General features: G+C 73.0%; 22 protein-coding genes and 1 pseudogene. 15 read left to right on the top strand and 8 right to left on the bottom strand.

The features are described from left to right. Positions 1–130 precede the first annotated feature (130 nt). The 4 genes from QPK52_RS15305 (at position 131) to QPK52_RS15290 (ending at position 4,445) form a co-directional block, all read left to right on the top strand. Positions 131–1,087, top strand: coding sequence for an ROK family protein (locus QPK52_RS15305; protein ID WP_410538044.1), 957 nt, complete (start codon positions 131–133; stop codon positions 1,085–1,087). After that, entirely contained in the window at positions 1,084–2,364 is a 1,281-nt protein-coding gene (gene nagA / locus QPK52_RS15300) for an N-acetylglucosamine-6-phosphate deacetylase (protein ID WP_410538043.1), read from the top strand. Before QPK52_RS15305 ends, nagA begins: the two co-directional genes overlap by 4 nt. A gap of 159 nt (positions 2,365–2,523) precedes the next feature. Further along, a complete protein-coding gene (locus QPK52_RS15295) occupies positions 2,524–3,462 on the top strand; it encodes a 1-phosphofructokinase family hexose kinase (protein ID WP_410538042.1) in 939 nt (312 codons plus the stop codon). A gap of 110 nt (positions 3,463–3,572) precedes the next feature. After that, positions 3,573–4,445 (top strand): class II fructose-bisphosphate aldolase, encoded by an 873-nt coding sequence (locus QPK52_RS15290; RefSeq protein ID WP_410538041.1) that lies wholly within the window; start codon positions 3,573–3,575, stop codon positions 4,443–4,445. A gap of 39 nt (positions 4,446–4,484) precedes the next feature. Here QPK52_RS15290 and QPK52_RS15285 read toward each other — a convergent pair whose 3' ends face one another. Then, positions 4,485–5,462, bottom strand: a complete 978-nt coding sequence (locus QPK52_RS15285) for a hypothetical protein (protein ID WP_410538040.1) — start codon at positions 5,460–5,462, stop codon at positions 4,485–4,487. A 127-nt stretch (positions 5,463–5,589) separates the two neighbouring features. Continuing rightward, positions 5,590–7,302, bottom strand: a complete 1,713-nt coding sequence (gene cdgB / locus QPK52_RS15280) for a diguanylate cyclase CdgB (protein WP_410538039.1) — start codon at positions 7,300–7,302, stop codon at positions 5,590–5,592. 338 nt (positions 7,303–7,640) lie between these two features. On the opposite strand from cdgB, the gene QPK52_RS15275 reads away from it, so the two are divergent. The 4 genes from QPK52_RS15275 (at position 7,641) to QPK52_RS15260 (ending at position 11,357) form a co-directional block, all read left to right on the top strand. Then, on the top strand, positions 7,641–8,204 hold the full coding sequence (locus QPK52_RS15275) for a flavin reductase family protein (RefSeq protein ID WP_410540341.1): 564 nt from the start codon (positions 7,641–7,643) through the stop codon (positions 8,202–8,204). A gap of 126 nt (positions 8,205–8,330) precedes the next feature. Then, on the top strand, positions 8,331–8,777 hold the full coding sequence (locus tag QPK52_RS15270; protein ID WP_410538038.1) for a hypothetical protein: 447 nt from the start codon (positions 8,331–8,333) through the stop codon (positions 8,775–8,777). A 14-nt stretch (positions 8,778–8,791) separates the two neighbouring features. Next, positions 8,792–10,108 (top strand): hypothetical protein, encoded by a 1,317-nt coding sequence (locus QPK52_RS15265; protein ID WP_410538037.1) that lies wholly within the window; start codon positions 8,792–8,794, stop codon positions 10,106–10,108. 64 nt (positions 10,109–10,172) lie between these two features. Beyond that, positions 10,173–11,357, top strand: a complete 1,185-nt coding sequence (locus QPK52_RS15260; protein WP_410538036.1) for a S8 family serine peptidase — start codon at positions 10,173–10,175, stop codon at positions 11,355–11,357. A 29-nt stretch (positions 11,358–11,386) separates the two neighbouring features. Here QPK52_RS15260 and arfB read toward each other — a convergent pair whose 3' ends face one another. Further along, the gene (gene arfB / locus QPK52_RS15255; protein WP_410538035.1) at positions 11,387–11,824 is read right to left on the bottom strand and encodes an alternative ribosome rescue aminoacyl-tRNA hydrolase ArfB; all 438 of its coding nucleotides are present in this window, start codon (positions 11,822–11,824) and stop codon (positions 11,387–11,389) included. 189 nt (positions 11,825–12,013) lie between these two features. Here arfB and QPK52_RS15250 point away from each other — a divergent pair, with 189 nt between their 5' ends. Together QPK52_RS15250 and QPK52_RS15245 are read left to right on the top strand one after the other, a co-directional pair. Continuing rightward, a complete protein-coding gene (locus QPK52_RS15250; RefSeq protein WP_410538034.1) occupies positions 12,014–12,589 on the top strand; it encodes a TerD family protein in 576 nt (191 codons plus the stop codon). Positions 12,590–13,003: 414 nt separating this feature from the next. Then, positions 13,004–13,501 carry a hypothetical protein gene (locus QPK52_RS15245; protein ID WP_410538033.1) on the top strand — a complete coding sequence of 166 codons (498 nt, stop codon included), beginning with the start codon at positions 13,004–13,006 and terminating at the stop codon, positions 13,499–13,501. 174 nt (positions 13,502–13,675) lie between these two features. Here QPK52_RS15245 and QPK52_RS15240 read toward each other — a convergent pair whose 3' ends face one another. Further along, positions 13,676–15,013: a hypothetical protein gene (locus QPK52_RS15240; protein WP_410538032.1), complete on the bottom strand. Its 1,338-nt coding sequence runs from the start codon at positions 15,011–15,013 to the stop codon at positions 13,676–13,678. A gap of 247 nt (positions 15,014–15,260) precedes the next feature. Between QPK52_RS15240 and QPK52_RS15235 the strand changes: the two genes are divergently transcribed. After that, positions 15,261–16,268, top strand: a complete 1,008-nt coding sequence (locus QPK52_RS15235) for a zinc-binding dehydrogenase (RefSeq protein WP_410538031.1) — start codon at positions 15,261–15,263, stop codon at positions 16,266–16,268. Between the two features lie 273 nt (positions 16,269–16,541). On the opposite strand, the gene QPK52_RS15230 is transcribed toward QPK52_RS15235, so the two are convergent. The 3 genes and pseudogenes from QPK52_RS15230 to QPK52_RS15220 form a co-directional block, all read right to left on the bottom strand. Continuing rightward, positions 16,542–18,329 (bottom strand): rhamnogalacturonan lyase, encoded by a 1,788-nt coding sequence (locus QPK52_RS15230; protein WP_410540340.1) that lies wholly within the window; start codon positions 18,327–18,329, stop codon positions 16,542–16,544. A 39-nt stretch (positions 18,330–18,368) separates the two neighbouring features. Then, positions 18,369–18,875: pseudogene (locus QPK52_RS15225) on the bottom strand (RICIN domain-containing protein); the annotation flags it as partial. 266 nt (positions 18,876–19,141) lie between these two features. Next, complete coding sequence (locus tag QPK52_RS15220) at positions 19,142–20,467, bottom strand: YncE family protein (RefSeq protein WP_410538030.1); 1,326 nt, start codon at positions 20,465–20,467, stop codon at positions 19,142–19,144. 144 nt (positions 20,468–20,611) lie between these two features. On the opposite strand from QPK52_RS15220, the gene QPK52_RS15215 reads away from it, so the two are divergent. Next, complete coding sequence (locus QPK52_RS15215; RefSeq protein WP_410538029.1) at positions 20,612–20,860, top strand: hypothetical protein; 249 nt, start codon at positions 20,612–20,614, stop codon at positions 20,858–20,860. 27 nt (positions 20,861–20,887) lie between these two features. After that, positions 20,888–21,751: a pentapeptide repeat-containing protein gene (locus tag QPK52_RS15210; protein ID WP_410538028.1), complete on the top strand. Its 864-nt coding sequence runs from the start codon at positions 20,888–20,890 to the stop codon at positions 21,749–21,751. A 52-nt stretch (positions 21,752–21,803) separates the two neighbouring features. Here the strand turns inward: QPK52_RS15210 and QPK52_RS15205 are convergent, their stop codons facing one another. Then, entirely contained in the window at positions 21,804–22,496 is a 693-nt protein-coding gene (locus QPK52_RS15205; RefSeq protein ID WP_410538027.1) for a hypothetical protein, read from the bottom strand. Positions 22,497–22,776: 280 nt separating this feature from the next. Here QPK52_RS15205 and QPK52_RS15200 point away from each other — a divergent pair, with 280 nt between their 5' ends. Both QPK52_RS15200 and QPK52_RS15195 read left to right on the top strand, forming a co-directional pair. After that, positions 22,777–23,553, top strand: coding sequence for an ANTAR domain-containing protein (locus tag QPK52_RS15200; RefSeq protein ID WP_410538026.1), 777 nt, complete (start codon positions 22,777–22,779; stop codon positions 23,551–23,553). A gap of 92 nt (positions 23,554–23,645) precedes the next feature. Then, complete coding sequence (locus tag QPK52_RS15195) at positions 23,646–24,014, top strand: hypothetical protein (RefSeq protein ID WP_410538025.1); 369 nt, start codon at positions 23,646–23,648, stop codon at positions 24,012–24,014. Positions 24,015–24,103: the final 89 nt, after the last annotated feature.

Raw genomic sequence — 24,103 nt, 5'->3', positions numbered from 1 at the left:
GGCCGGGTTTTCCACAGCTTGCCGAGCAGTGCCCGGCCCGGCGGATCTGCTTCGGGGTCCGGCCCCCCGGGTGCGGCACAGACCGAGGAGTGGACTAGACCTTTCGCGGGTGACAGGTGAGACTGTCCCCGTGACTCCTCGGCATGACGAAACCGCGTATGTCGTCGCCCTCGACGTGGGCGGCACCGGGCTGAAGGCCGCCCTCGTCGGGGCCGGCCGCACGCTGCTGCACCAGGCGCGGCGGCCCACCGGGCGGGAGGGCGGGCCGGACGCCGTGGTGGAGAACGTGCTCGCCTTCGCCGCCGAGCTGCGGGAGGCCGGGGTCGCGCGGTACGGCGCCGAGCCGGTGGCCGCGGGGGTCGCCGTGCCCGGGATCGTCGACGGTGCGACGGGGACGGCCGTCTACTCCGCCAACCTCGGCTGGCGGGACCTCCCCCTGCGTGATCTGCTGACCGAACGGCTGGGCGGGGTGCCCGTCGCCCTCGGGCACGACGTGCGCACCGGCGGGCTGGCCGAGGGGCGGATCGGGGCGGGGGCGGGCGTGGACCGCTTCCTGTTCACGGCGCTGGGCACCGGCATCGCGGGGGCCGTCGGGATCGACGGCCGGGTGGAGCCGGGAGCGCACGGCGGCGCGGGCGAGATCGGCCACATCACCGTACGGCCCGGCGGGCCCGAGTGCGGCTGCGGGCGGCGCGGCTGCCTGGAGCTGTTCGCCTCCGCCGCCGCCGTGGGCCGGGCCTGGGCCGAGGCGTGCGGTGATCCGGAGGCGACGGCGGCCGGCGCCGCCCGGGCGGTGGAGGCCGGCGACCCGCGGGCCGCGGCCGTCTGGCACGACGCGGTCGACGCCCTCGCCGAGGGCCTGGTCACCGCGATCACCCTGCTGGATCCGCGGGTGCTGATCGTCGGCGGCGGGCTGGCGGAGGCGGGCGAGACGCTTCTCGCGCCGCTGCGCGACGCCGTACGCGCCAAGGTCACCTTCCAGCACGTCCCCACGATCGTTCCGGCGGCCCTGGGGGACGCCGCCGGGTGCCTGGGCGCGGGACTCCTCGCCTGGGACCTACTCTCCGCGGAGGTTGCGAGCCTATGACCGGTCCGAAGACGGCGCAGACTACGGGGGCGCGGACGGCGGAAGCACCGGCGGTGAGCGCCCGCCCGGCGAGGACGCGGCCGGCCGGGGCGCGGCGCACCGTGCTGACGGGCGCCAGGGTGGTGCTGCCGGACGGCGTGGCCGAGGAGGGCAGGGTGACGGTGGAGGGCTCGCGCATCGCCGCCGACGTCCCCGGGGAGGCGGGCACGCTCGACCTGGCCGGCCACTGGGTGGTGCCCGGCTTCGTCGACATGCACGTCCACGGCGGCGGCGGGGCGTCCTTCTCCGCGGGTTCGGCCGAGGAGGCGCTGCGGGCGATCGCCACCCACCGCGCGCACGGCACCACGACGATGGTCGCCTCCACCGTCACCGGCGGTCTGGACGAACTCGCCCGGCAGGCGGCCGTACTGTCGGAGCTGGTGGAGCAGGGCGACCTGGCGGGCATCCACTTCGAGGGGCCGTTCATCGCCCGCAGCCGCTGCGGCGCCCACGACCCCGGCCTGCTGCGCGATCCCGACCCGGCCGATGTGCGCGCACTGGTGAAGGCGGCGCGCGGCGCGGCGCGGATGGTGACGCTCGCACCGGAGCTGCCCGGCGGTCTGGAGTCGGTGCGGCTGCTGGCCGACAGCGGGGTGATCGCGGCCGTCGGCCACACCGACGCCTCGTACGAGGCCGTGCTGGAGGCCATCGGGGCGGGCGCGACGGTCGCCACGCACCTGTTCAACGCGATGCCCGCGCTGCTGCACCGCGCCCCCGGCCCGGTGGCGGCGCTGCTGGAGGACGAGCGGGTCACCGTCGAGCTGATCAACGACGGCGTCCATCTGCACCCCGCCGTCCTGGAGCTGGCCTTCGCCCGTGCCGGCGCCGGCCGGGTCGCCCTCGTAACCGACGCCATGGGCGCGGCCGGGATGGGCGACGGCCTCTACCCGCTCGGCCCGCTGAAGGTGCGCGTCACCGACGGCGTCGCCCGGCTGGTGGAGGGCGGCTCGATCGCGGGATCCACGCTCACCCTGGACGAGGCGCTGCGGCGCTCGGTGACGGTGGACGGCCTGCGCGTCGAGGACGCGGTGCGGGCCCTGGCGCTCAACCCGGCGCGGTTGCTGGGGGTCGCCGACCGGGTGGGGTCGATCGAGCCCGGCAAGGACGCCGATCTGGTGGTGCTGGACGACGGCTACCGGGTCGCGGGCGTCATGCGCCGGGGCGAGTGGCTGGTGCCCCCGCCCCTCCCGGACACCGCCGGGGCCGCCGGGGTTGTACGCGGCGGCGCGACGGGCTGATTGCGTTCCGGTCTCGTTCCCACATCGAGCGGAGGCGGGTGTCTCCGCCCTCTGGGCCGACCGCCTCCGCTTTGGCATGATCACTCGCACGGTCGGCGGCCCCGCGCCACCGTGGGTATGCCGAACATTCACACTCGCCGGTGGGAGGCGGAGTACCGGATGATCCTGACCGTCACGCTCAACGCGGCTTTGGACATCACCTACCGCGTCCCCCGTCTGGAGCCCCGCGCCTCCCACCGGGTCCGGGAGGTCGCCGAGCGCCCGGGCGGCAAGGGTCTGAACGTGGCGAGGGTCCTGGGCGCGCTGGGTCACGAGACGCTGGTGACCGGCTTCACCGGCGGCCCGAACGGCGACCGGCTGCGGGCGCTGCTGTCGGAGGTGACGGAGGAGGGCCCGGTCGGGGACGCGTTCGTCGCCGTCGGCGGGGACACCCGCCGCACCGTCACGGTCGTGGACGAGGCTTCCGGCGACGCCACCGTGCTCAACGAGCCCGGCCCGCAGGTGACCCCCGCCGAGTGGGAGCGATTCCTGGACGTCTACGGCGGACTGCTGCACGACGCCACCGCCGTGGCCCTGTGCGGCAGCCTGCCGCCCGGGGTGCCCGTGGGGGCGTACGGGACGCTGGTGCGCGCCGCGCGAACCGCGGGCGTGCCCGTGCTGCTGGACACCGACGGGGAGCCCCTGCTGCGCGGACTGGCCGCCCGGCCGGACGTCGTCAAGCCCAACTCCCGTGAGCTGGCCGGGATAACGGGCACCACCGAGCCGCTGCGGGCCGCGCGGCTGGCACAGCGGCGCGGGGCTCACTCCGTGGTCGCCTCGCTGGGCGAGGACGGCCTGCTGGCCCTCACCCCGGAGGGCGTCTGGCGCGTCGAGCCGCCCCGGCGGCTGGCGGGCAACCCGACGGGGGCGGGGGACTCGGTGGTGGCCGCGCTGCTGTCCGGACTCGTGGAGGGCCTGCCCTGGCCGGACCGGCTGGCCCGCGCCGCCGCCCTGTCGGCGGCGACCGTACGGGCCGAGGTGGCGGGCGAGTTCGACCGGGTGCTGTACGAGGAGCTGCTGCCCGGGGTGCGGATCGACCGGCAGATGGCGGCCGTCTGACGGCCCGTCCTGCGGCCCGGTGGACGACGACGGGAGACCGCGGGACGGGCGGCGGGACGGCGGCGGACGGAGAAGACGGGTACGGAAGACAGGTACGGAGGAGGGCGGGCATGCCACTGGTCGGCAGCGGGGAACTCGTGGCGGACGCGCACGCGTCCGGCCGCGGCGTCGCCGCGTTCAACGTCATCACCCTGGAGCACGCCGAGGCGATCGCCGCCGGCGCGGAGGCCGCCGGCTTGCCCGCCATCCTCCAGATCTCCGAGAACGCCGTGCGTTTCCACGGCGGCCGGCTCGCTCCCGTCGCCGCCGCCGCGGCGGCCGTGGCGCGGGCCTCCGGCGCGCCGCTGGCGCTGCACCTGGATCACGTGGAGAGCCCCGAGCTGCTGCGCGCCGCGCCGGAGGCCGGGTTCGGCTCGGTGATGTTCGACGCCTCGAAGCTGCCCTACGACCGCAATGTGGCGGCCACGGCGGAGGCCGTGCGCTTCGGCCACGCGCACGGGATGTGGGTGGAGGCCGAGCTGGGCCGGGTCGGCGGCAAGCCCGGCGACGGGGAGCCGGGGAAGGGGCGCGGAACGCTCGACGCGCACGCCCCCGGCGTGCGGACCGATCCCGCCGAGGCCGCGGCGTACGTGGCCGCCACCGGGGTGGACGCCCTGGCCGTCGCGGTCGGCAGCTCCCACGCCATGACCGAGCGCACCGCCGTCCTCGACCACGCCCTGATCGGCGAGCTGCGCGAGGCCGTGCCCGTGCCGCTGGTGCTGCACGGCTCCTCCGGGGTGCCGGACGGGGAACTGCGGCGGGCGGTCGCGGCCGGAATGGCGAAGATCAACGTGGGGACGGCGCTGAACACCGCCTTCACCGGGGCCGTCCGCGCCTTCCTCGCGCGGGACGCGCGGACCGTCGATCCGCGCAGGTACCTGCTCCCAGCGCGGGATGCGATGGCTCAGACGGTGGCGGCCTTCCTGAAGGTGGTCGGCGGCTGACGCTCCCGCGCCGCGCCGCCGACCCTCGTCGCGGCGGCGTCAGCCGCGGACGTGGCCCTCCTTGAGCCAGACCCGGTCGAGGACGAACCCGCACTGGTTGCCCTCCTCGCAGGAGATCCTGACGGTGTTGGAGCCCTTGTTCAGGTCGACCCAGGCGAAGGTGCGCGTCCAGCCCTTCTCCCACTCGCCCTCGCCCGCGCCCGCGAAGTTCTTCATGTTCAGCGGATCCTTGCGGGGCGTGCCGTTGACGGCGAGCGTGGAGTTCGCGTCCTTGCCCGGCACCCCGTAGCCGACGAACAGCGTGTACTTGCCGTCCTCGGGGACCTCGAAGGTCCAGGTCGCCGAGGAGCCGGGCTTGTCGAGACCGGTGACGTACGCGCCGCTCCTGGACTGGGCTCCCTGGACGGCCTTGTCCGTGGTCGCTCCGCCGCCGAGCTGGAGGCTGGCCGCGTCCTCCGAGGGGAGGGCGCCCGGCTCCTTCTCCTTGTTCTTGTTCTTGTCGGCGTCCTTGTCCTGGCCGTCCCCGTCGTCTCCGCCACCGTCGCCGGCTCCGGCCGTGGCGGCCTGGACACCGCCGGTCTGGTCCGCGTTCGCATCGTCGCCGTCGCTGAAGAAGATCGCGGCGCCCACGCCGAGGACCACCGCGGCGACGACCGCCAGTGCGCCGACCAGCAGGCCGTTGTGGTTGCGGCCGCGCCCCCGGCCGGCCGGGCCCGCCGCGGCGGCCTCGCGCCGCGCGGCGGCACGGCCGCCGGGCACGGTCTCGGGGGCCGCGTAGTGCGCGCTGGACTGGTGCGCCTGCTGCTGGTGCTGGCGCGGTGGCGCCTGCTGCTGGCCCTGCTGCCCGCCGTAGCGGCGCTCGCCCACGGCGCGGACCTGGTTGTACGAGGTGCGAGGCACTCCGGGCTGCGACGCCGCGGCGCCCCCGCCGCCGCCCGTACCGCCCTCGGAGCGGTAGAGGTAGGCGAACGGGTCGTCGTTCTCCGGCGTGCCCGAGCCGTTGTTACCGGCGGTCATTCCGTGCGCTCCTCCATGACGGGTGCCTGCCCGGCGCAGCCTACCTCTTTCGGGTTAAAGAAGGCGGCGCCTGTGACCTCTCGCACCCCCACCCCGCCACACCCCCGGCACCGGGCCGGCCCGGGCCTCATCCGGCCCTGCGGTGGGCCTTGGACCGCGACCGCTTCTCGACGTACATCCGCTGGTCGGCGGAGTGCAGGACCTCCTCGGCGGACATGCCGCACCCCGCCCAGCTGATGCCGAAGCTCGCCCCCACCCGCACCGCGCGCCCCTCCACGCGGATGGGCGGAATGATCGCGTTGCGCAGCCGTACGGCCAGGTCAGCGGCATCACCGCGGCACAGCCCGTCCGCCAGGACGACGAATTCGTCACCACCCAGCCGGGCGACGGTGTCATTGTCGCGAACGCCACTCGAAAGACGTCTCGCCACCTCGATCAGCACGGCGTCGCCGCAGTGGTGGCCGAAGCGGTCGTTGATCGACTTGAAGCCGTCGAGGTCGCAGAAGAGGACCGCCAGCCCCTTCTCGGAGGGGTCGTCGCTCACGGGCGGGACGGTGTGGACGTGGTGGTCGTATCCGCCGGCCGGTTCCGGGAGGGCTCCCCCGAAGCAGTCCCGGTAACCGTCCGGACCGAAGCCGTCGAAGCCGAACCCCCCACCGAGCCCGCCGCCGGGACCGCCGACGAGGCCCTCGGGCCCGAAGCCGCCGCCGACGGCGCCACCGGCGCCCCCCGGGCCCATGTGCGCGGCGTCGGGCACCGGCACGGGCTTGTCGCACAGCCGGGCGCTGAGCCGCGCCCGCAGCTCGGCGCTGTTGGGCAGGCCGGTGAGCGAGTCGTGGCTGGCGCGGTGGGCGAGCTGGAGCTCGTGGCGCTTGCGCTCCTCGATGTCCTCGACGTGGGTGAGCAGGAGGCGCGGGCCCTCGGTGGCGTCGGCCACCACCGAGTTGCGCAGGGAGACCCACAGGTAGGAGCCGTCGCGCCGCGCCAGCCGCAGCTCGGCCCGGCCCCCCTCGGCGGAGGTGCGCTTCAGGGTGGCCAGGTCCTCGGGGTGGACGAGGTCGGAGAAGCTGTAGCGCCGCAGCGCCGCCGCCGGGCGGCCCAGCAGCCGGCACAGCGCGTCGTTGGTGCGCACCAGCCGTCCGTGCTGGTCGCCGCCCAGCTCGGTGATCGCCATGCCGCTGGGCGCGTACTCGAACGCCTGCCGGAAGCTCTCCTCGCTCGCCCGCAGCGCCTGCTGCTCGCGCTCCAGGCGGACCAGCGCGCGCTGCATGTTTGCGCGCAGCCGGGCGTTGCTTATCGCAATCCCCGCCTGGAAGGCGTACATCTGCAACGCTTCGCGCCCCCATGCGCCCGGGCGCCGCCCGTTGCGCGGCTTGTCGACGGAGATGACGCCGAGGAGTTCTCCGTCGGAGGAGTACATCGGCGCCATCAGGAGGTCCATGGGGTGCCACTCGTCGGGGTACCGCGGCGCCGGCCCGGCGGTGTGCCACTGCGGCACGTCGTCGTCCGTCAGGACCCACGCCTCGGTGTACGGGATGAAGCGCAGCTCGCCCCAGCACTCCCCCAGCGCCAGCCGCCGCTCCCAGGCCGCCCGCGAGCCCGTACGGCCCGCCATCATCGCCTCCGCACCCTCGCTGCCTGCGACGGCCGCCACCACGAGGTCCCCGTCGGGCTTGACGAGGTTGACCGCGGCCAGCTCGAAGTCGAGGCCGTTCACGATGCCGTCGGCGACGGTCTGCAGGGTGTCCGCCAGGCTGCGCGCGGTGTTGAGGTCCGCCATGGACTGGTGGAGCCTGCGCAGGGTGGTGAGGCGCACGTACGGCTCCGACTCGGCTTCCATCCGCCCTCCCCCTGAGACTCGAGTGAGTGACTCCAGATGATCCGGTTTTGGACTTTCTCCTGTCTTCAAGCCACTGAATCACAGCGAGCTGTCCAGCCGGTACACAGGGTCAACAATTGACCCCCTGTGTGACTCATGTCACAGCCGAGTGCGGGCGCGCGACTGCGCCGCGTGGGAGCGCTCCTGCCCGGACCACAACCGTACCGAACGCAAATTCCGGCTCTGACCTGCGGATCGTTCAGCCCATGTACCTAGGTCCGACCTGGTCCCCGGGCCCGATGCGGACCCCCGGAGCAGCGTCTAGCGTGCGAGGTGTGCACCCGACACCGCAGCAGCAGATGTCCCGGAACGCCCCTACTTCGACCTCGCGCCGCACCTCCGGTGTCCCGCATCCTGAGGGGGTGGGCGAGGAGGAATTCCGCGCAGCCCTGGCACGGCTGGCCGCAGGCGTGGTACTGGTGACGGCGCACGACCCGGAGGACGGGCCGCGCGGCGAGGACGCGGGCATGACCGCGACCTCCTTCCTCTCCGTCTCCCTGGAACCGCCGCTGGTACTGGTCAGCGTGCGCGAGGGCTCCCGGATGGACGAGCTGCTGGAACGGCAGCCGCTGTGGGCCGCCTCGCTCCTCGCGGAGGGCCAGCGCCACATCGCGGGCCGCTTCTCCATGCGCGGCCGCGTCAGCGACCGCCTGCTCTTCCAGGACATGCCCTGCACCCGCGGCGAGGCCTCCGGCGCACCCCTGGTCGACGGCGCGCTGGCGACGGTGGAGTGCCGTACCGAGCAGCGGGTGGGCGCGGGCGACCACACACTGGTGATCGGCCGGGTGCTGGCCACCGCGCTGCCGTCCTCGGAGGGCGGGCCCCTGACGTACTTCCGCGGACGCTACCGCCACCTGGCATAGCTGCCACCCGGCCGGAAAGCGCGCCCGCCGTCCACAGGCCCCGACGGGCCGGGCCGTGCGCTGACTACACTGACGCGGCACGACCTTGGCACAGCGTGGCGACTAATCGGGGGACGGGGGCACGGCGTGACGGGCGAGCGTGACTTCGGCGGCGGCAAGGGCCTGGACTACCGGGCCGAGACGCTGACCGCCTTCAAGGGCCGTATCGACGAACTCCTGGCCGAGTTGGGGAAGTCCCCGGCGTCCCACAAGCAGATCGGCGAACAGACCGTCACCCCGGACGCGTACGGCACGGGCTTCAGCGCGGCGGAGGATCTGTCAGCCCTCTATGACAAGGTGCACACGCGCCTGGAAACCCTCTCCCGGCTGTTCGGCGAGCAGTTGGAGGCGCTGGGCATCGCCACCGAGATCGTGGACAAGGGCTACGGCAACGTCGAGGCGGACCAGCGGCAGCGATTCCAGGCCATCCAGACGCAGGTGGACGAGCACTGGGCGGCAAGCCGGCGGGAGCGTGAGGGGCAGGACACCCGCGCCAAGGACTCCGACGAGTCCGACGGCAAGGACTTCAGCTGAGGGGGAGGTCAGGAATGGCCACAGGAGAGTTCGAGGGCAAGTCACTCGCCGCGCTCAACGCGATGGTCGCGAAGGCCGACCCCGGTCTGCTCACCTCGCGCGGACAGGCCCTCGGCAAGGCCGGTTCCGACATGGACGGCATCGGCAGCGAACTGCGCACCTACATCGACCGTGTGGAGTGGGACGGCGAGGGCGGTGACGCCTTCCGTGAGTGGGGGCGTCAGTTCGCCCTGGAGTCCATGCGGTTCGCCGCCTACGTCCGCACGCTCGGGCAGCACATGGTGAACGCGGGCCAGGCCCTGACCGAGGCCAAGGCCGCCATCCCCGAGCCCGAGACGATGTGCTACGCCGACCCGGAGAAGGACAAGGCCCGCCAGGAGCGCGAGGAGAGCAAGCGCCAGGAGGCGATCAACCAGCTCAACCGGCTGTCGTCGTACTACAGGACGACCGGGGAGAGCCTCCGCGCGGCGGAGGAACCGGACTTCAAGCCGCTGCCTGATGCCAGGGAGGAAAGGCAATCCGGCCTGGGTACGTCGGCCGCAGCACCAAGCGGAGGGGCTATGGAGTCGGCGACTTACCGCGAATCGGGTGCCGCTTTCGACAGGAGTATCTCTGCCAGAGAAGGGTCGGAAGTACGCTCTTTCCCTGTCACTGACCCTTCTGTTCCCGTATTCGAACGTTCTACGAACACGAAACTCGACTCCGTAGCCCCTCTCCCCGTTGCCGAGCAGCGGCCGCAGACCACAATGCCTGTGCCCCCTCAGCAGTCCGCCGGCCCGTCCTCTCCTCCGCCGGTGGCTCCGATGCCGGCCACCGGACCGGTTCGGCAGGCGGGTCGCGCCCCCGGCAATGGCCGACCGTCGGTTGGCGGCGGCGCGGGCGGCCTTTCGCCACGTGGCCCGGTAAAGGACGGCATCACGGGTGGTACACCACGACACGTGGGCAACCCCGCACCCGGGGCCGGAACTCCACGCGGAACTGTCGCCGGTGACCGTGCTCCCGCGGGCCGTCCCATGGGCGGTTACCCGGGTGCCGCAGGAGGCGGGGCCCCAACGGGCAGGGGCGTGCCTCCCGGGCGTCCCTTTACTCCATCACCGGGTAGTCCGGCGGGAGCGTCCCGTACGGGAAGTGGCTTCAGAGGCGCGAGCTTCACGCCAGGCGGCACCGGGCTTGTCAGGGGAAACACCACCCCGGGCATGGCGGGGCGGCCGGTCGGCACGAATTCACCGTCGGAGAACCGACGGCGTGGGCAAGACCGTCCCGACTACCTTGCCGAGGACGAGGAGACCTGGGCAGGACGGCGGGACGTGGTGCCGCCGGTCATCGACTAACTCCGAGGAAGTGCACTGTCCCATGCGATCCCATGCCCTCCGCCCACAAAGACGAGTACTGACCGTGTTCGGTCTGCTCACTGCCATGCTCATGCCTCTGGGGCTGCTCGCACCTCCTGCCTTCGCGAGTATCAGGCCGGACCAGCAGTGGTACCTCGACGCCATGAACGCCTCAGGGCTGTGGAAGGTCAGCAAGGGCGAAGGCGTGACGGTCGCCGTGGTCGACTCCGGGGTGAAGCCGATCCGTGGTTTGGAGGGCAGGTTGCTGCCGGGGAAAAGCTTCGCTTCGAAAGCTCCCGAGCCTCACGAAGACATAAGCGGCCATGGGACGAACATGGCCGCGTTGATCGCCGGCTCCGGGGCAGGAAACAGTCTCCGCGGTCTCGCTCCCGAAGCGAAAATCCTTCCCGTGCGGACACACACCAAAGCGGACTTCGTCACCAGTTGGGACAAGACACTCATCGACGCGATCCGATACGCGGCTCGGAGTGATGCCAAGGTCATCAACATCTCGCAGGGTGTCTCCAACCTGGACGATGAGACCCTTGCCGAGATGCAAGACGCGATTGACGAAGCCAACGAGCGCGGCAAGCTGATCTTCGTTGCCTCAGGGAATGACGGCCGTCGGGTGGAAACGCGGGACTACCCCGCTGTACTTCCAGGCGTCGTGCCAGTAGGAGCGGTGGACAAGGAAGGGACGGTAGCCGACTTCTCCAACTACGGCCCCCACCTTGTGCTCTCCGCTCCCGGCGATCCCGGCGGTACAAGTGTGGCGTCCGCGATCGCCTCCGCCTCGGCCGCGCTCATCTGGGCCGAGCACCCCGACTGGACGCACCACCAGGTCCTGCGCGTGATGATCGAGACGACGGGACGGTCGCAGCGGGGCGAGGAGCCCAGCATGTACCTCGGGCACGGCATCGTCAGACCCGCGCAGGTCCTGGTCGACGGTGACGGCGACCCCGGGCCGGCGGATGTGAGCCCGATCTTCTCCAAGTACTACGCGTCCCTCGAAGCCTCCAGGTCCCCCTCCCCCGAGGACGGCAAGGGCGAGAACACGAACGAGGGACCGCCCACCGCCAAGCCCGGCAAGGACGGCGAGCAGGCGGTCGCGCAGGAGGAAACCGACGGCGGCGGACCGCCGTGGACGGCCATCGGCATCGGAGCCGCGGCACTCGTCGCCGTCGCCGCGGTCGTCACCGCCGTCGCCTTCCGGCGCCGGGCACGGGCACAGGCACAGCCCCGGTACTGAGGAGCAAGGGGTGGGCCGATCCGTTCGGCCTACCCCCAGTCGCGGCCGGAGCGGCCGCGCTTGACGTCGGAGCGGTGCTTCTTGTTCCGCAGCCGCCGCTCGTTGATCCCGCGCGGGACCTTGCCCTTCTTGCGCGGGCGCGGCGGCGGCGCGGTCGCCTCCGCCAGCAGCGCGGTCATGCGTACGGCCGCGGTCTCGCGGTTGCGCCACTGGGAGCGGTGCTCGGCGGCCCGTACGACCAGGACTCCGTCCACCAGCCGTCCGGCCAGCCGCTCCAGCGCCCGTTCCTTCCACACCTCGGGCAGTGCCTCGGTGCGAGCGAGGTCGAAGCGGAGCTCGACCCGGCTGTCGCTGGTGTTGACGTGCTGGCCGCCGGGCCCGGACGAGCGAGAGAAACGCCAGGTCAGCTCGGCCTCCGGCAGGGAGACCGAGCCGCGGATGATGTAGGGCCCGGACATGGCTCCCATGATCCCGCCCTCCGGGCCCGCCGTCACGGCGTTTTCCCCGCCCTCCGGCTCCCCTCCTCCCCGCCGCCTCGGCGGGGAGGGTAAAGAAAGCAAAGAAACATGGAACCCGGTCCCCCACCGTCGGCGTTGGAGGGGGTAGGAAATGGACCAGTAAGGGCCAGCACGGAAACACCACAGAAGGGCATCCCCATGGCTGTAAGCCTGTCCAAGGGCGGCAACGTCTCGCTCACCAAGGAGGCCCCCGGCCTGACCGCCGTGACGGTCGGCCTCGGCTGGGACGTCCGTACGACCACCGGCACCGACTTCGACCTCGACGCCAGCGCCATCGCGGTCAACGCGAGCGGCCAGGTCTACTCGGACCAGCACTTCGTCTTCTTCAACAACAAGGCCACCCCGGACCAGGCGATCGTCCACACCGGTGACAACCGCACCGGTGAGGGCGAGGGCGACGACGAGCAGATCAACGTCAACCTCGCGGCGCTGCCCGCCGACATCGACAAGATCGTCTTCCCGGTCTCCATCTACGACGCCGAGAGCCGCAGCCAGAACTTCGGCCAGGTGCGCAACGCCTACATCCGCATCCTCAACCAGGCCGGCGGCTCCGAGATCGCCCGCTACGACCTGAGCGAGGACGCCGCCACCGAGACCGCCATGGTCTTCGGCGAGCTGTACCGCCACGGCGCGGAGTGGAAGTTCCGCGCGGTCGGCCAGGGCTACGCCTCGGGCCTGGTCGGCATCGCCAAGGACTTCGGCGTCAACGTCTGACCGTCCGGCGCCTCGCGAGGACGCCCGGCACCCACGCGGTGCCGGGCGCCCTCCGCGTTCTACGGCTCCCGCGCGCGGCAGGGGCGGGAGCGGTGCAGCGCGGTCACGCCCTCGCAGAGCGGCTCGGCCTCCGCTCCGTCCCGGCGGGGGCGGAGCGGCGACCACCCACCGCGCCGGGCGGTGCCGGGCGGTGCCGGGTGCGGACCGGCCGGTGCGGGAGTCCGGCACCGCCCGAGGCGCCACCGGGAGGACGTCGGTGCTGCCGGCCGAGCAGGGCATCGTGCGGACGGTCGTAGTCGTCGGCAAGGGATCGTTCGTCGTCGAGTGGGAGCCCGGGGATGCCGGCCCGGTGGCGACGAGGAGCAGCCCCGCCCGGCGGGCGTACGCGCGTCCCGTCGTGCCACCATCGCTTCCGTGCTCGACATCGGCTACTCCCTCTCCCGCCGTTTCCCCGACCCGCCGCAGACCGACTACCGCTCGGCGGACGTACGGACGCTGCGGCACGACCTGTTCTGCGGCGACGTCTACCTCGCGGACACCGAGACGGACCGGGAGCTGTCCACCGCTCGCGGCACCGTGCCGGTGCTCGACTTCGCCTGGGCGCTGTGCGACATCGCCGAGCGCCTCGACCGCGATCCGCTCGGCAGCCGCGCCGCGAAGCCTCAGTACGCCGAGCTGGACTTCGTGGAGTCGGCCGACAGCCTCCACTTCGCGCGCCGCTTCGGCTGGGTGGACGTCACCGCGGACTGGCTGCCCGCCGACGAACCGCCGCTGACCGTCAACCACGGTGAGCTGCGCCGCGAGGCCCGCGACTTCCTGCACGACCTGATCGCCGACCTCACCGACATCCACGAGGGGCTGGGCGACAACCCGGTGGTCTGGGACCTCCAGGCACGCTTCCCCAGGATCTGATCCCTCACCTCCGCCGGCGGCCCGGGTTCCGGGCCCGTCCGGGGCGGGGCCGTGGGGCGGTCCCGGCCCCGTGCGGGCACCCGGCGCCCCGGCGGTGCCCGTGCTCCCGCGCACGCGAAGCGGTGCCCCCGCGCGCCGCGCGCACGGGGGCACCGCCGTCAGCCGGGAGCCGGGTCAGTTGACGGCCAGGACCGCCGTATTGTTCGCGGGGTTCGGGTCGAACGTGAACGTGCCGAACCCGGGGCGGACGCTCACGGCGCCGGTCGTGCCGCTCGTCACGGTGTCGATCCGCAGCGAGAAGACGTACGAGCGCTCGACCTTCTCCGGCACCCAGTACGGCAGCTCGCAGTCGTAGCGGGGGGCGCCCGTACGCCGCGGGTGGTAGCCGCCGGAGAGGGTGCGCGGGATACAGCCGGACGGAACGCCTGTGACCGTGGTGCCCTCGGGGACGTTCAGCTGGACGACGGCGACCGGGTCACCGGAACCGAGGTTGCCGAACCAGGCCGGGCCGCTGTTCCCGAACGTCAGCCGGGCCGTGACCGTCTCGCCCGCCGCGCCGGAGACCGCGTCGCCGGTCACCGAGAAGTCCGCGGTGTTGTCGGCGCCGAGCTCCAGCGCCACGTAGTTGTCGTGGTGGTCGAGGTCCTCGGCGCCGCCGCCCGGCTCGACGTCGATGTCGAGCCGCTCCGCCAGCGCGTGCCGGGCGAACTCCACCTTCAGCGGCCTGGGCAGCCGGAAGGACTCGCCCGGGGCCAGCACTCGGTCGAAGGAGCAGGTCGCGTGCGTCATCGGCGCGTACTCGTCGTCGCTCGACCGCGTGTACGTGCACGCGTCGTACTCGGTCATCTCCTTCAGGCCGTAGGAGGCCATCAGCCGCACCGTGAAGCCGTGCGCGCTCTCGTTGCCGTTGTTGGTCAGCTCGAAGGGGATCGTCCTGTCGTCGCCGGGCTCGGCGCGCTCGATCGGGTCGATGCCTGCGATCGCCAGGTCGGGTCCGGAGGCGACCGTGACCGTGGTCTCGAAGCTCTCGCGGGGCGCGGTGAGCGTGCCCTGGGGACCGCCGGTGGCCGTCGCCTCGTAGGTGATCCTGCCCTGTGCACCGGCCACCGCGCCGTCGGCCGCACGGACCGTGAGGCGGATCTGCTCGTCGTTGCCGGTCACGGGCACCTCGGGCACGTGGCACACCGCGCCCGCCCCGCTCGGTGCGCAGTTCTCCGGCCAGGTCACCTCGGCGACGCCGGCGAGCTCGGAGACGTCCACGGTGACCTCGCCGTCGGTCACCGTGAAGTTGCTGTTGTCGTGGTGGAGGGAGACGCCGAACGAGCGGGGCTCCGGTTCCTCGCCGCCCGTGCCGGGCGGCAGCTTCTGCTCGTAGGGCACGATGATCCACAGCTGGTCGCTCTGCTGATCGTCCGCGGACGCGGGTGAGGCGAGGCCGGCCGCGAGCAGACCCGCCGCCGCGACGGCGCAGGCTCCGAGGCGCACCGGGCGCCCGACGGAGACACGTCTCATTGCTTTCCCCCAGGGGTGTGGTCGGTCATTGCAGTGCGCCGAGGTTCCCCGCGCACCGGTTGGACGGCCGGGGAGCGCCGAAGGTTGTGCCGGGGCGTCGTACGGGGTTGCCCGTTGCGGGCTCCGGCGTTGTTCCGGCGTGCCGCGGCGCCCTCCCCAACGGCCTTGACCTCAAGTGCACTTGAGGTCGGAGAGTGGTCACCGCCGGATCGGCGGTGACCACCCGCCACAACCACGGGGAGAGACCATGCATGCCGTACGTCTGCACGCCTTCGGCCCCGCCGAGAACCTCCGCTACGAGCGGGTCCCGGACCCCCGGCCCGGCCCCGGCCAGGTGCGGATCGCCGTCGCGGCGGCCGGGGTGCACCTGGTCGACACCGCCCTGCGCGAGGGGTTGCGGCTCGGCCCGGTGCCCGCACCCGCCGAACTGCCGGCCATCCCCGGACGGGAGGTCGCAGGCACCGTGGACGCGCTGGGCGAGGGCGTCGATCCGGCGTGGCTGGGCCGCCGCGTCGCCGCCCACCTGGGCATGGCGCCCGGCGGGTACGCCGAGCTGGCCGTCGCCGGTACCGAGCGGCTGCACCCGCTGCCCGGCAGCCTGAGCGAGGACCACGCCGTCGCCCTGGTCGGCACCGGCCGTACCGCCATGGGCATCCTCCGCTTCGCCGAGCTCTCCCCCGCCGACACGGTGCTGGTCCTGGCCGCCGCCGGGGGCATCGGCTCGCTCCTCGTCCAGTACGCCCGGCACAGGGGCGCCACCGTCGTCGGCGCGGCGGGCGGACCGGAGAAGGTACGGACGGTGGAGGAGCTGGGCGCGGACCTGGCGGTGGACTACACCCGGGGCGACTGGGCCGAGCGGATCCGGGAGAAGTTCGGGGACCGGCCCGTCACGTACCTCTTCGAAGGCGTCGGCGGCGGTCTCGGCCGCAGCGCCACCGCTCTCCTCGCCCCCGGCGGCTCCCACCTCTCGTACGGCTACGCCTCGACCGGCTTCTCGCCCGAGGGACAGGCCGTGCTGAGCGAGGAGGAGCAGCGGGAGCTGGGGGTCACCTCGCTCTCGGTGCTGGGCAGGCCGATGTTCGACCGCGTCGGCGGCATGGGGAACATCCGGGTGCTGGAGGAGGAGGCCATGGCGCTGGCCGCCGCGGGCGTCCTCGTCCCGCCCGTCCACCACTTCCCGCTGGCCCACGCCGCCCGCGCCCACCGCGCGCTGGAGACCCGCGCCACGCTGGGCAAGGTCGTCCTCGTCCCCTGACCGGCCGCCCGGTTCGGGCTGCCTCGGGGCGAGGTGGGACGCAGGGCCCGGATGACGCAGTCGGCGGCCGCCCGGTTCGAGGCGGGGGGCGCGGTCCCCACGCTGCCCGTGCCGGCCGGCTCGCCGAGGCGCTGGGCCCGGACCTGCGCGTGGACCTCACCCCGCGCGCCGAGACCGCTCGGGCGGCGGCCCGCCCGGCCGCAGGACCGCGGAAACCCCGAGGCCCGCCCGCGCCGCGTGACGCGGCGCGGGCGGGCCCGTTCCCGTGGGGGGTCAGCGGAGGTAGACGTTGGGCTGGGGCGGGGTGCTCATGCCCTGGCCCAGGAAGAAGCTCGGGTGCGGCGGCTGGTTGTAGGCGGTGTTCTGCCAGGCCAGCGCCACCCGGTACTGCGCGTCGTGGACCAGCGTGTGCAGCTTCAGGCCGGTCGTGGCGGTGGTGGCGTAGATGCGCAGCGCGGAGTTGTCGCTGTGCCGCCAGATCACCTCCTCGCGCCAGTCGCCGAACAGGTCGCCGGAGAGGACGGGCGTGGACTTCGTGCCGTTGCTGGAGGCCACTCCGCTGCCGGTCAGCAGGCGGGTCTCGCCGCCGGTGCCGTACTTGTCGATCCGGGTGCCGTCGAGCAGTTCGCGCACCGGGTCGCCGTCCCACCAGGCGAGGAAGTTGGCCGAGGACGGGTTGCGGCCCACCTCGCCGCCGGAGGCGTTGCGCAGCCGGTCCATGTTCGGGCCCGAACCCCAGAACTCGGCTCCGGCGTTGCCCGCGTATATGTCGCCGGCCGCGCCGCGTCCCGGACCCTCGCTGCCGCTGGTGGGCGTGCGGTGGATGACCTGGCCGGTGCGGGCGTCGTGCAGGTCGGAGCCGGGCTGGTTGCCGGGCTCGTGGATGGTGAAGACCTCCAGGCCCGGGCGGGAGGGCACGAAGTCGCCCACGTGCAGGGCGTCGCCGTGGCCGAAACCGGTGGCGTACATCAGGGTGCCGTTGTCGTCGACCGTGGCCGAGCCGTAGACGATCTCCTGGCGGCCGTCGGCGTCCACGTCGGCGACGGAGAGCTGGTGGTTGCCCTGGCCGTAGGCCGCGCCGTTGCCGGGGGCGTTGGAGTCGAACAGCCAGCGCCGGGTGAGCTTTCCGCCGCGGAAGTCCCAGGCGGCGATGGTGGCGCGGGTGTAGTAGCCGCGGGCCATGATCAGGGAGGGCCGGGTGCCGTCGAGGTAGGCGGTGCCGGCCAGGAAGCGGTCGACGCGGTTGCCGTAGGAGTCGCCCCAGGAGGAGACGTTGCCGCGGCCGGGCTCGTAGTTCACGGTGTCCAGCGCGGCGCCGGTGAGGCCGTCGAACATCGTCAGGTACTCGGGGCCGGTCAGGACGTAGCCGCTGGAGTTGCGGTGGTCGGCGCTCGCGTTCCCGATGACGGTTCCGCGTCCGTCGCGGGTGGCGTCGGCGGTCTTCATGGCGACCTCGGCCCGGCCGTCGCCGTCGTAGTCGTAGACCTGGAACTGGGTGTAGTGCGCCCCGGCGCGGATGTTGCGGCCCAGGTCGATGCGCCACAGCCGCTGGCCGCTGAGGCGGTAGGCGTCGATGTAGACGTTGCCGGTGGTGCCGGACTGGGAGTTGTCCTTGGCGTTGTCCGGGTCCCACTTGACGACCAGTTCGTACTGCCCGTCACCGTCCAGGTCGCCGGGGGAGGCCTCGACAGGGGTGTGGGTGGAGCTGGGGCGGGAGAGCGGTACGTCCAGGTGGTCGCCGCCGGTGAAGCGCAACGAGGGCGCGGATGCGGCCTGTTCGGTGCCGTTGACCACCGCGCGCACGGTGTAGGAGGCGTCGGCGGGGGCGCCGGCGTCCAGGTGGTTGGTGGAGCCGGTGATGGGCGAGGAGTTGACCTTCGTCCCGCCCCGGTAGAGGTTGAAGGCCGTGTCGCGGCTCTCGGTGCCCAGCAGGCGCCAGGAGACCAGGTTGCCCGTGCCCGAACGGACCGACACCAGGCCCCGGTTCAGGTTCTCCATCTGCTTGGCGTTCCCGGCCGGGGGCTCACCGCTCCCCCCGTCCCCGCCGCCCACCTCCACCAGGCGCCACTGCTGGTTGTGGCCGCCGGTGTCGGTGTACTGGGAGATCCGCGCGCCGTCGGCGGTGGACCGCTCCCACACGTCCAGCGCCTTGCCGCTGTGGCGGTTGATCAGCCGGACGTGGCCGCCGTCGGAGTCGGCGAGGCGGAACTGCTGGTTGGCGGAGTTGTTGTCGGTCCACTGGACGACGTTCGCGCCGTCGGCGGTGGAGCGGGCCTCCACGTCCAGCACCTTGCCGCTGTGGCGGGCCGCGATCCGGTACCAGCCGTCGCCGGAGGGGACGAAGCGGAACTGCTGGTTGGCACCCGTCCCCGGCGTCCACTGCACCACGGACGCGCCGTTGTCGGTGGAGCGCTCGAAGACGTCGATCGCCTTGCCGCTGTGGCGGGAGACGAGCTGGTAGTAGGCGGAGGTGTCGATCTCGGCGGCGTCGGCGTCCTGCGCGGGCAGGGCGACGAGCGAGACGGCGGCCAGCAGCGCGGCCGACGCGGCGGCGTACAGCCCTCTCAGGCGGGAGCGGGGTCTTGCGGATGTGCTGTGGGCAGGCATGGCGGCTCCTAGTAGGGGTGGCGCGCCCACGGGTGGGGGAAGAGCCTTGGTGAATCGATTCATCGACGCGCCGGGCGGAGACGTGCGCGCCAGGGCGCCGACGGAAGGTGTGGGAGCGCTCCCGAGACGATAGAGGCGGCCGCGACGGGACGGCAAGAGTCGTGCACGGAACGCCCCGTCGTCCCCGTTCGCCCCGCCCGGGCGGACCGGGCGGGGCGACGGACGCCGGGCGGGACGAGCGCGGGCCGGGGGGCGGGGTCCGCGTGTCAGCCCGCGGAGGGGCCGTTCCACCCGGCCGGGACGTGCCCCACGCGCACCCGCTGCGGATGGTCGCCGACGGGCACGGAGGCCACCTTCCGGCCGGTCGCGAAGTCGATCGCGGTGACCTGGTCGGATCCGCTCTCGGAGACCACGCAGTGCCTGCCGTCGCCGCTCACCGTCGCCCAGTACGGCTTGGAGACCGTCACCAGCGGCCCCTCCTCCAGCGTCCTGCGGTCCACGACGGTGGCGTAGTCGTCCATCGTCCCGGCGACGCACAGCTTCGTGCCCTGCGGGTTCATCGACATGCCGTGGTGGCGCGAGTCGTTGACCCAGGTGGTGCGGTCCTCGTCGGTGGCCGGGTTCTTGGGCAGCTCCTTGATCCGGGTGATCTCGTCGGCGGCCACGTCGTACTCCAGGAAGCCGTTGAAGAACGACACCTGGAAGTAGAGCTTCGACTCGTCGGGGGTGAAGGCCACGGGCCGCACCGAGTCGGAGAGGTCCTTGCGGCCGAAGGCGTCCAGCCGCTCGCGCATGTCGACGACCCTCACCTGCTCGAAGGTGGCCGCGTCGACGACCGTGATCCGCCGGTCGCCCTTCGTCCAGTCCAGCCAGGGGGCGTCGAGGTCGTTGTTGACCTCTCCGATGGACATGTTCCAGATGTTCCGGCCGCCGTCGGTGAAGACGTTCTCGTGCGGCTTGTCGCCCGTCCTGAACGACCCCACCTCCTTCCCCGTCACGATGTCCAGGACGTGGACGGTGTTGGACGTGGAGGCCGACACCGCGACGCGGCGGCCGTCGGGCGAGACCGCCATGTGGTCGGAGCGGAAACCCGACACCGGGAAGCGCCAGTTGACCTTCCCCGTGGCCACGTCGATCGACACCACGTCGGCGAAACTGGGCCGGGAGACGACGACGGCCGAGCCGTCCGGGGTGGAGTACATGTCGTCGACGTACTGGTCGTGGCCCTCGCCGACGGTCTGGCGGATGCCGAGGAAGAAGGCGAGCCTGATCGGGTTGAGGTAGATCTCCCTCATCCGCTCCTTCCTGTCGGGGATGACGTCGATGCGGCCGACCTTCGCGTAGTCGCCGGTGGACTCGATGACGTCGGCGGTCCCGTCCCAGTTGTTGCCGACGAACAGCACCTCGTTCAGGCCGCCGCCCGCCCCCGCGTCGCCGGGCGCGGCGGAGGCGGGCGCGGCGGAGGCGGGTACGGCGGCCGCGGCGGCCAGGACGAGTGCCGCGGCGCATCCGCCGATCCCGCGGGCTCGGCGGGATGGGCGGGAGGGGCGGTGTCGCGGGGAGGGGCTGTGGGGTGACGGTGTGGGCGTCATGGCGCGCTCCCGGTTCGGACGGACGGGTTTAGTTACCGGGGGTAACGTAGCGGCCCGGAGGACCGCTGGCCAGAGGTCCGGTAACGGTGGTCCGGCAGGACGGTGCCCGGACCAGGATCGGCCTGCCGAGGACACGGGGGAGCCATGCGGGAGCTTCGGAGCCACCGGGAACGGAAGGGCCGGAGGACCGCGGCCGCGGCGGGCACGGCCTTGTCGGCGGTAGCGCTGGTGGCACTGGCGGTGCTCTACCTGCCGGGAGCCCTGGTCGACCACGATCTGGCGGGCGGGCGCATCGGGCCGAAGGACCGGCTGAGCGCCGTGAACGACGTCCGCGCCACCCTGCTCCAGGCCGTCGCCGGACTGGCCATCTTCGCCGGGGCGTATGTCACCTGACGTCAGGTGCGCATCGGCCAGGAGGGTTTGAAGGCCACTCGCGAAGGACAGGTCACCGACCGGTTCGGGCTGGCGGTGGAGCAGATCGGCAGCGACAGGCCCGCCGTGCGGATCGGCGGCCTCCACGCCCTGCTGCGGGTCGCGGACCACTCCGACCGGGAGCGTGAGGCCGTCATCGCCATCATGGCCGCCTTCCTCCGAACCCGTCTGCGCTGGCCGCCCACCGGACCCGGAGTGCCCGCACCGGACGCTCCGATCAACTCCGTGCCGCCGCCGGAGACCCGCGCCCCGGACGCCCAGACCGCGCTGACCTGCATGGGTGTGCTCTGTGAGGGGCGCGAGCCCGAGTGGCTGAACCTCATCGCCACCGACCTGCGGCGCGCCGACCGCGACGGGCAGAACTTCCAGGGGATCATCTTCGACCGGGCATGCCTGGAGGCGGCGAGCCTGTTCTCCGTGAACCTGACGCGCACCTCACTCGCCGGGGCCGTACTGCGGTACGCCGAGCTGACGGCCTCGGTACTCCGTTCCGCCCGCCTCACCGGCGCGGACCTGCGCGGAGCACTGCTGATCGAGACGGAACCGGAGGACGCCGACCTCACCGACGCGGATCTGCGGGAGGCCGACCTGTGCCGGGCCCGCGCGTCCCGCGCCTCGTTCCGCCGGGCGGACCTGCGCATGGCCGATCTGCGCGGCGCCGACCTGAGCGGCGCCGACCTGCGGGAAGCCCGGCTGGAGGGAGCCCGGGCGAACGGCCGTACGCGATGGCCCGAAGGCTTCGACGCACCGGATCACGGTGTCCTCGCCTCCCACGGCCCGGAGTCGCCCGCCAATCCTCTGCCCGGCCTCACGCTGCGCACCGACCTCCCACCGCTGCGCTCGTACCCGTGACGCCCGGCCGGCCGCCGCGGGTCGTGCTCCCACTCCCGGATTCCCGACCGCCTCAACTCCCCGAGTCCACCGCCGCCCTGTGCGCCACATCGAGGATGATCTTGTTCTTGCCCGTGGTCACCCGGAAGCCCGCCCGGCCCTCGCCCTCGGGATCGACGCCGACGCCGAAGAGCGTCTCGCCCTCGAAGTAGCTCACCAACCGCAATTCGCGGATGACGGGGGTGTTCTTGCCGCCGTCGTCGAAGCCGGGGTCGGGCACGGCCCGGAGGAAGGAGATCTTCAGATCCTGGTCGCCCTTGAGGGGGATGACCTCGCCGGAGCCGTCCTGGTGCAGGGTGTCCACGTACTCGGCGACGAACCGCGGGGTGCCCTTGTCGAAGTCGAAGACGACCCGGTCGTATGTTTCGTGGATCCCCACCCGCACCCCGCGCAGTTCCGGGAAGTCGTTCACGCCCGCGTCCCGGGCGGCCCCCGTCTTGCGGGAGGTGTCGCGCAGCACCACGCCCTCCGGTCCGCCCCCGGACGGAGACGAGGACAAAGACGGGGACGGCGGCGGGGAGGCGGAGGGGGACGCGCCGGCGGGCCCGGAGGGCGGGGCACTCCGTCCGGCGTCCTCGGACCGGTCGGCCGTCGCGGCCGTACTCGCGCCGCCTCCCGCTCCCTCCTCCCCCTCCGCCCCGCCGCAGGCCGCCACGAGGAGGGCCGACGCGAGGGCGATCGCGGTCATGGTCGTACGACGTGTCACTGCGCGCTCCTGAACATAGGCTTCCGGGCTCCGGGAGCCCGCCCGATACTGGTCTGTTGCCGAGTGGGCCGGATGCCAACCACCCAACCCGCACGATCCAGCCAAAGGTGTCGTTCCCGCCCCATTCCCTCCGGATCGCACCGTTCCGGCCTTCCCCGCACCGGCACCATGGACCGTCCGGCGGTCCGCCGTGAAGCCCCTGCCCCGGCGGGCCGCGGCGGCGGCTCCGCGCGCGGAGGCCGTATGCATCGAACGCCGGACTTGGAGCATGAGTAGAGATATGGCTCCGTCTCCCCCGTCCCCCGCCGACTTCGAGGCCATATTCCGCGCCACGACCTCGCCCCTGCTGGTGCTCGGCACCGATCTGGTGATCGTGGAGGTCAACCGCGCCTGCGAGGAGGCGACGTTCCGCGAGCGGGACGAGGTGGTCGGACGGCACGTCTTCGACGCCTATCCCGCCAACCCCAACGATCCGGACGGGGGCGGCGTGCGCGACGTGGACGCCCTGTTCCGGCGCGTCCTGGCGACCGGGGCGGCCCAGTCCCTGCCCGTCCTGAAGTACGACGTGCCCCACTCCGGCAGCCCCACCGGCTTCCGCGAGAAGTACTGGAGCCCGGTCAGCAGCCCCGTTCTCGACCCCGACGGGGAGGTCGCCGGACTTCTGCACCACGTCGAGGACGTCACCGGCTTCCACGAGGAGCTGGCCCGCATCGAACGCGCCTACCGGCGCACCGACACCCCGACGGCCCGTACCCACACCGCCGTCGCCCAGCGCGGTTACGAGCGCCATCTGGCACAGGCCGCGCACGACCTCAGGCGCTACCGGGAGCTGGAGCAGGAGGCGTCCCAGCTCAGACGCGCCATGCGCAGCCGCGCGACGATCGACCAGGCCATCGGCATCGTCCAGGCCGAGCGGCGCTGCGGCCCCGAGGACGCCTTCCAGATCCTGGTGACCATCTCCCAGCGCACCAACACCAAACTCCGCGACATCGCCGCCGGCCTGGTGAGCCTGGCCGAGACCGACGCGCCGGGGCCCCTGCTGCCGGACACCCCCTGACGGATCGCCGGCGGCCGTGGCGGCCACCGCCCGGCGCCCGCCTCCGGCGAGGACGACCGCTTGCCGTACACGCGGCGGGGTAACCGGTCGGCGTGCACACCCATCACACCCATCACGCCCGTCATGCCGATCTCGCCGACAGGGTCCGGCGCCTGCTCACCGCGGCGGGGTTCCGTACCGCCGACGGCTGCCCGCCCATACGCACGGCACCGGCCGGGGTGGTCGTGTGCTGCGCCCCCTCGGAGGACCGCGCACAGCGGGAGGCCGACCACCGCGGCGGCCTCCCGGCCCGCGCCGCGCTCGTCGGCCTGCTCGTCGAGGCCGGCTGCACCGTCGCGCTGACCCCCGAGGACGGCGGCGTCCTGGTCCTGGCCGCGCCGCGGTCGCCGTCGGCTTCCCCGTCCGCCGGTCCGCCGTCTCCGCGGACCGCGCCTTCACTGAATCCCGGTTTGACCCGATAGCTCCGGGTTATCTGGTTGAAGAAGGGCCCACGGGATGACGGCTCCGCCGACTTCCCCGGTTCGCCCGGACCGGACGCCACTGCCATCGC

It is taken from the genome of Streptomyces sp. KL2, from assembly GCF_046529545.1.
GTDB classification, from domain to species: domain Bacteria; phylum Actinomycetota; class Actinomycetes; order Streptomycetales; family Streptomycetaceae; genus Streptomyces; species Streptomyces radiopugnans.
The sequence above is the reverse complement of the archived record's forward strand: the minus strand, read 5'-3'. Positions and strand labels throughout refer to the sequence as shown.